8 protein-coding genes are annotated in these 6,117 nt (G+C 70.4%); 4 read left to right on the plus strand and 4 right to left on the minus strand.

Annotation, left to right across the window (positions count from 1 at the left end; genetic code table 11):
- Positions 1-514, plus strand: a 514-nt coding sequence (locus VFW24_16825) for a zinc-binding dehydrogenase (protein ID HEX5268435.1), incomplete at its 5' end; no start/stop codon positions are given.
- A gap of 33 nt (positions 515-547) precedes the next feature.
- Here VFW24_16825 and VFW24_16830 read toward each other — a convergent pair.
- Positions 548-1,345 carry a glucose 1-dehydrogenase gene (locus tag VFW24_16830; protein HEX5268436.1) on the minus strand — a complete coding sequence of 266 codons (798 nt, stop codon included), beginning with the start codon at positions 1,343-1,345 and terminating at the stop codon, positions 548-550.
- Positions 1,346-1,430: 85 nt separating this feature from the next.
- Here VFW24_16830 and VFW24_16835 point away from each other — a divergent pair, with 85 nt between their 5' ends.
- A complete protein-coding gene (locus VFW24_16835; protein HEX5268437.1) occupies positions 1,431-1,832 on the plus strand; it encodes a nuclear transport factor 2 family protein in 402 nt (133 codons plus the stop codon).
- Between the two features lie 45 nt (positions 1,833-1,877).
- On the opposite strand, the gene VFW24_16840 is transcribed toward VFW24_16835, so the two are convergent.
- Positions 1,878-3,104, minus strand: coding sequence for an amidohydrolase family protein (locus VFW24_16840; protein HEX5268438.1), 1,227 nt, complete (start codon positions 3,102-3,104; stop codon positions 1,878-1,880).
- Between the two features lie 90 nt (positions 3,105-3,194).
- On the opposite strand from VFW24_16840, the gene VFW24_16845 reads away from it, so the two are divergent.
- The gene (locus tag VFW24_16845; GenBank protein HEX5268439.1) at positions 3,195-4,079 is read left to right on the plus strand and encodes an NAD(P)-dependent oxidoreductase; all 885 of its coding nucleotides are present in this window, start codon (positions 3,195-3,197) and stop codon (positions 4,077-4,079) included.
- Positions 4,080-4,107: 28 nt separating this feature from the next.
- Here VFW24_16845 and VFW24_16850 read toward each other — a convergent pair whose 3' ends face one another.
- Positions 4,108-4,671: a nuclear transport factor 2 family protein gene (locus tag VFW24_16850; protein ID HEX5268440.1), complete on the minus strand. Its 564-nt coding sequence runs from the start codon at positions 4,669-4,671 to the stop codon at positions 4,108-4,110.
- 17 nt (positions 4,672-4,688) lie between these two features.
- The gene (locus VFW24_16855) at positions 4,689-5,492 is read right to left on the minus strand and encodes an enoyl-CoA hydratase/isomerase family protein (protein ID HEX5268441.1); all 804 of its coding nucleotides are present in this window, start codon (positions 5,490-5,492) and stop codon (positions 4,689-4,691) included.
- Positions 5,493-5,562: 70 nt separating this feature from the next.
- Between VFW24_16855 and VFW24_16860 the strand changes: the two genes are divergently transcribed.
- Complete coding sequence (locus tag VFW24_16860; GenBank protein HEX5268442.1) at positions 5,563-5,997, plus strand: nuclear transport factor 2 family protein; 435 nt, start codon at positions 5,563-5,565, stop codon at positions 5,995-5,997.
- The last annotated feature ends 120 nt before the right edge of the window (positions 5,998-6,117 follow it).

Raw genomic sequence — 6,117 nt, forward strand, 5'->3', positions numbered from 1 at the left:
GCAGTCGGTGATCCAGGGGGCCCGGTTGTCCTCGGCCGGCCGCATCGTGGCCATCGACGCCAACCCCGCCAAGGAGGAGGCGGCCCGGCGCATGGGGGCCACGGACTTCATCGACGTCTCGGCGGTGGACGACCCGGTGGCGGCCCTGCGCGATCTCGGGCTCGCCAACGGTGTCGACTACGCCTTCGAGTGCGTGGGACACCCGGCCCTGATCCGCCAGGCCGTCGACATGCTCGACTGGGGCGGCTCGTGCGTGATGCTCGGTGTCCCGAAGCTGGGCACCGAGGCCAGCTTCGTGGTGAACTCCATGTACCAGGACAAGTCGATAATGGGCTGCCGGTACGGGTCGGCTCGGCCCCACCACGACATACCGCTGGTGGTGGGCTTCTACCTCGACGGCCGGTTCCTGCTCGACGAGATGGTGACCCGGACCTACGACCTGGCCGAGATCGACGCCGCCCTCGAGGACCTGGAGGCCGGCCGGCTCAACCGCGGGGTGCTGACCCTCGACTGACCGGCTCGGGGCGCCGCCAGGTGGCGGCCGCTGTCACCAGGGGCGGGACTGGCCCCCGTTGACCCGGAAGATGTTCCCGGAGACCCACCGCGCCGCGGGGGAGACCAGGAACAGGATCATCATGGCCTGGTCGCGGGCGTCGCCGAGGAAGCCGAGCGGCGTCATCTGACGCATGCCCTCCTGGAAGGCGGCCTCCTGCTCCTGGTCCACCTTCCCGCCGGCATAGCGGTAGGCGGCGAAGTTGGTGGGCGTGGCTCCCGGCGCCAGGCAGTTCACCCGGATCCCGTGGGGGCCGGCCTCGGCGGCGAGCACGGCCGAGAGGAAGGCGACGCCCGACTTGGTCATGCCGTACAGGGCCTGGCCCGGGAACGGCGAGTCGATGACCGTGGACGCCACGTTCACGATCGATCCCGAGCGCTGGGGAGTCATCACCTTGAGGGCGGCCTGGCAGCCGTACAGCACCCCCCTGAGGTTGATGCCGATGAGCCGGTCGAAGTCGTCGTCGGTGATGTCGACGACGGGCTTGGCGTAGCCGACCCCGGCCACGTTGCACATGACGTCGAGCCGCCCGTACTCGGACACGGCCCGGTCCACGAGGGCGTCGACATCGGCCCGCCGCGACGTGTCGGCCCGCACGGCCACCGCCCGGCCCCCGTCGGCGCCGATCTGCTTGGCGGTGCGGGCGGCGCCCTCCTCGTCGATGTCACCGACCACGACCGCGGCGCCGGCCGCCGCCAGCACCTGCGCCGTCGCCTCCCCGATCCCGCTGGCCCCGCCGGTCACCACGGCCACCTGGTCATCGATGCGGAAGAGTTCGGGTACGTCGACCATGCTGCCCTCCGGGATGTCTACGCAATCGGCCCGCGCACGTTAACCGCGGATACGGTGGGCCGGGCGGGCCGAGCAGGGAGGCGTGGTGGCCGGAGACGAGGGTGCGGACCGGGCGGAGCTGATCGAGCTGGTGGGCCGCCATGCCCAGCTCACCGACGACGGTGACTGGGAGACGCGGGTCGGCCTGTACACCGAGGACGGGGAGTTCACCTCGTTGGACGGAGTCCCCCGCCGGGGCCGGGACGCTCTGCGGGAGGCCTTCTCCGCCACGGCGGGCCGGATGGCCGGCAAGCACATCACCTCGAACACGGTCCTGGTGCTCGAGGGGGACCGGGCCTCGGGCCTGACCGACTACGCCTTCTTCATGGTGACCAAGGACGCCATCGTGCCGGCCAGCGTCGGCCGCTACCACGACGAGTTCGTGAAGGGGTCGGACGGCTGGCGCTTCCGCTCCCGGCGCATCGAGGCGCTGACGGCGCCGGCCTGACCGATCCGGATCCGGGCGCCCCGGCCGGGGCCCCGGGACCTGCGGTCAGGGGCGGACGACGTCGGGCGGCTCGGCGGCGTCGAACTGGTAGAGCCGCTCGGCGTTGCCCCGGAGGATCTTGAACTGCTGCTCGGGGGTGAGCCCGGCGGCGTTCAGGCGCTCGTGGGCCAGCTTGAGCGAATGGGGCCACGTGGTGTCGGAGTGGGGGTAGTCGACCTCGATCATCACGTTGTCCTCCCCCACGACGGGGAGCATCGACAGCCCGGTGGCGTCGTCGATGAAGCAGCCGTAGAAGTGCTCCCGGTAGTCGGCGTACACGTCGATCTTGTCCGTGTCGATCTGGGTGTCGTAGTGCTGCACGGGGCCCACGTTGCCCAGGGCCTGACCCTTGGCGACCCAGTAGCGCTGGGTCGTCCAGACCTGATGGGCCCGCTCGAGGACCCACGGGATCCAACCGATCGAGCCTTCGGAGAGGGCGATCTTGATGTTCGGGTAGACGTTGAACAACCCGCTGAAGATCCAGTCCATCAGGCAACCCGCCGGCCGGATCATCCCCAACGAGAAGTTGGCCATGAAAGGTGAGTCGTTGGAGATGCGGTGGAAGGTGGACGACGATCCGATGTGGATCGACAGCACCATGCCCAACTCGTTGGCGGTCCGCAGCACCGGGTCCCAGTGACCCGTGTGGATGGTCGGCAGGCCGAGAGGCTCGAAGTTCTCCGAGAAGCAGAACGACCGGCACCCCTTGGCGTAGACCCGCTCCAGCTCCTTGGCGGCCAGCTGGGGGTCCCAGAGGGGGATGATGGCCAGGGGGATGTAGCGGCGCGGATCGGTCGCACACCACTCGTCGATCATCCAGTCGTTGTAGGCCTGGACGCAGATCAGGGCCAGGTCCTTGTCCTTGGCCTCCCAGAAGGTCTGGCCGCAGAAGCGGGGGAAGGACGGGAAGTTGAGCGACGCCAGGATCCCGGAGTCGTTCATGTCCTGGAGCCGGGCCTTCGGGTCGTAGCAGCCCGGGCGCATCTCGCTGTACGGGAAGCCCACGGGCGTGATGTCCTCGGGGCGGCGTCCGGCGCTGGCTCCGAGGCCCCCGGTGGCCTGGCGGATGTCCTCGTAGGCCCAGACCTCGGCGCCGCTGTCATCGATGATGACCCGGGGCGCGACGTCCTTGTACCTGCTCGGCACCCGGTCCTGCCACACGCCGGGGGGCTCGATGATGTGGTCATCGACCGATGTGATCCAGTTGAGGTCGTACTCGGCTGCAGCGCTCATGCTTCCCCCCACTGACAGGCCTAGGGTCGTGATCCGAGCCTATCCGGGCGGATTCATTCGGGAGGAGCCGTGGAGGGCAGGAGGATCCTGGTGACCGGCCCGGCCGGCCACCTGGCGCTGCCGATCGTGCGGGCGCTGGCCCCGGCCAACGAGGTCTGGGGCCTGGCCCGGTTCAGCCGGCCCGAGGACATCTCCCTGCTGGAGGGACTCGGCGTGCGCTGCCTGCGCAGGGACATCGCCGCCGACGCCCTCGACGACCTGCCCCGGGATCTCGACTACGTCTTCCACGCCGGCGCCATGGTGGCGATGGGCTCCGAGGAGGACATGGCCTACACCTTCGCGGTGAACGTCCAGGGCACGGGGCGGCTGCTGGAGCGGTGCCGCGGCGTCAAGGGCTTCGTGTTCTGCTCGACCGGCGGGGTCTACGCCAAGCAGAGCCGCCCGGTGCGGGAGGACGACGACTACGGCGCCCCGATCCCGGCCTACAGCCTGTCGAAGATCGCCGCCGAGCAGCTGGTGCGCTTCCTGGCCCCGCGACTGGAGATCCCCACCATCATCCTGCGGATCGGGGCGGTGTACGGGCCCGATGCGTCCGGTCCCCTGGTGCGGATCCGGCGCATGCTGCGGGGCAAGGAGGTCTGGGTCAACCCCGAGGAGCCGCGGGCGGGCTCGGTCATGTGGGTGGACGACGCCGTGCGCCTGGCCCTGGTGGCCCTCGAAAAGGGGCAGATCCCCCCGATCACCGTGAACTTCGCCGGGGACGATCCGGTCTCGATCGAGGACTACTGCCGCTTCGCCGGTCACCTGCTCGGGGTGGAGCCGACATTCCGCTACACCGACGAGACCTACCCGGCCAACCAGATGGACACGACGCTCATGCACGAGGTGCTCGGCCGCTGCGAGACCGGGTGGCAGGAAGGCTTCCGGCGGCTGCTGGCCGCCTGCTTCCCGGACGGTCGTCCCGACCGGGTGTGACGCGGCCCCGCCCGGCAGTCCGGTCGGCTCAGGCCCGTTCTCTCTCGACCTGCTCCCAGAAGCGGCCCCAGGACGGGTAGGCCTCCGGGAGCTGATGGGTGGTCAGCGCCGACGACAGTCCCTCGTTGCCCGCTCCGTGGTGCGGGCGGTTCAGCCAGTCGGTGATGTACAGGCGGTGGAACCGCCTCCGCTCGAAGTACCACTCCCCGTCGAGACGCCGGTACGTGTCCCAGTACTGCAGCTGGCCCTGCACCCACTGGCCCTCGTGGGGATGGTCGAGCTCGTCGTGGCAGTAGACGACCCCCCGGGCGTGGTCGGCGTCGTCGAAGTCGACCACGTGGTTTCCGATGAAGTGGCACGAGGCCCGGGAGTGGCTCATGGTGGCGGTGAACCATCGTTTGAGGGCGTCCCGCCCGACCTCGTCCCTCCCGACCCGGACGTCGGGGACGAACAGGTCGACCATCATGTCCATGTCGCGGGAGTCGATGGCCACCCCGTAGCGGTGGGGGAGCTGCTGGATGGCCGCCAGTGACTCCAGCCGGTCGATCCGCTCCTCGAGGGTGGCCGGCTCCCATGGTCCGAGGCGTGACATCTCCGGCTCCGGGGTCGTCAGATCCGGGGGCGCCGGGGCGGCGCCCAGTCCGGCTCCCGGCGCTCGGCGAAGGCCCGGGCGCCCTCGACGTTGTCGGGATGGTCCCAGAGGTCGCGGACGGCGTCGAGCCCGTAGGCGAGGGCCTGCTCCCGGCCCTGCTCGAGCCCGTTCCAGATGGCCTTCTTGGACAGCATCATCGTCGAGGGGGAGTTACGGGCCACCGTCTCGGCCAGGCCCTGGACGTCCTCCTCGAAGGTCTCGGCCTCGAAGATCTGGCTGATCAGGCCCAGCTCGAACGCCCGCTCGGGCCCGAAGCGCTCGTGGCGCCCCATCAGCACCATGCGCAGGATGGCCTCGAACGGCATCCGCCCGATGAGGCCGATCGGCTCGAGGGCCGAGACCTGGCCCACCGACACGTGGCTGTCCATGAAGGTGGCGGCCCGGGAGGCGACCACGATGTCGGCGTCGGCCACGAAGTGGAACCCGCCGCCGACGCACAGCCCGTTGACGGCGCAGATCACCGGCTTCCAGACGTCGTTGGTCCGGGAGGTCATCCCTCCCTCGGTGCGACGGGCCCCCTTGTTGCGGTTGCCCATGCCCCCGGCCTGGCTCACCTCCTGCACGTCGACGCCCGTCTGGAAGGCCCGGCCCCGCCCGGTGTTCACGATCACCCGTACGTCGTCGTCCCCGTCGAGCTGGCGCCAGGCCTCGGACAGCTCCTCGGACATCTTGGGGTTGAAGGCGTTGAGGGCGTCGGGGCGGTTGAAGATCAGCCAGCCCACGTGGCCACGCTTGTCGACCGTCAGCGTCTCGTAGGGCATGGGAGACCCTACCGAACGCCTGGCGCGACCGCCCGGGGCGCGCCAGCATGAGCCCGAGAGGAGACGGCCCATGGACGACGCCCGGTACGCGGCCGACGACGCGGCGATCAGGACCCTTTTGGCGCGCGTCGCCCACTTTGCGGACTGGCAGGAGGATCTCGAGCGCTACCTCGACCTGTTCACCGACGACGCGGTGTGGGAGTTCCCGGGAGACCGGCGCCAGCAGGTGGAGCCCACCGCCGTGCGGGGCCGGGACGCCATCCGGGCCGACCGGTCGGAACGGCGCCGCACCGGGTTCCAGGGCCCGGGGACCGGCACCCACCACCTCGTCACCACGGTGGCGGTGGACGTCGAGGGCGACGACGCCACCGCCGACTCGTTCTGGGTGTTCGTCGGTGACACGGCCACTGCGCCCGCCATCCGCTCGATCGGCCGCTACCACGACCGGCAGCGCCGGACGGAGGGTGGGTGGCGCCTGGCCCACCGCGTCATCACGGTCGGGTGACCGCTCCGATCGGCCCGCCGGCTCCGCCGGCGGGGCCTCAGGAGACGAAGATCGGGTTGACCGGGCTCCCGGTGGCACCGGTGACCTTGAGGGGGGCCACGGTTAAGAGGCCCTCCCACG

This window comes from Acidimicrobiales bacterium (assembly GCA_036273495.1).
Classification (GTDB): Bacteria; Actinomycetota; Acidimicrobiia; order Acidimicrobiales; family JAJPHE01; genus DASSEU01.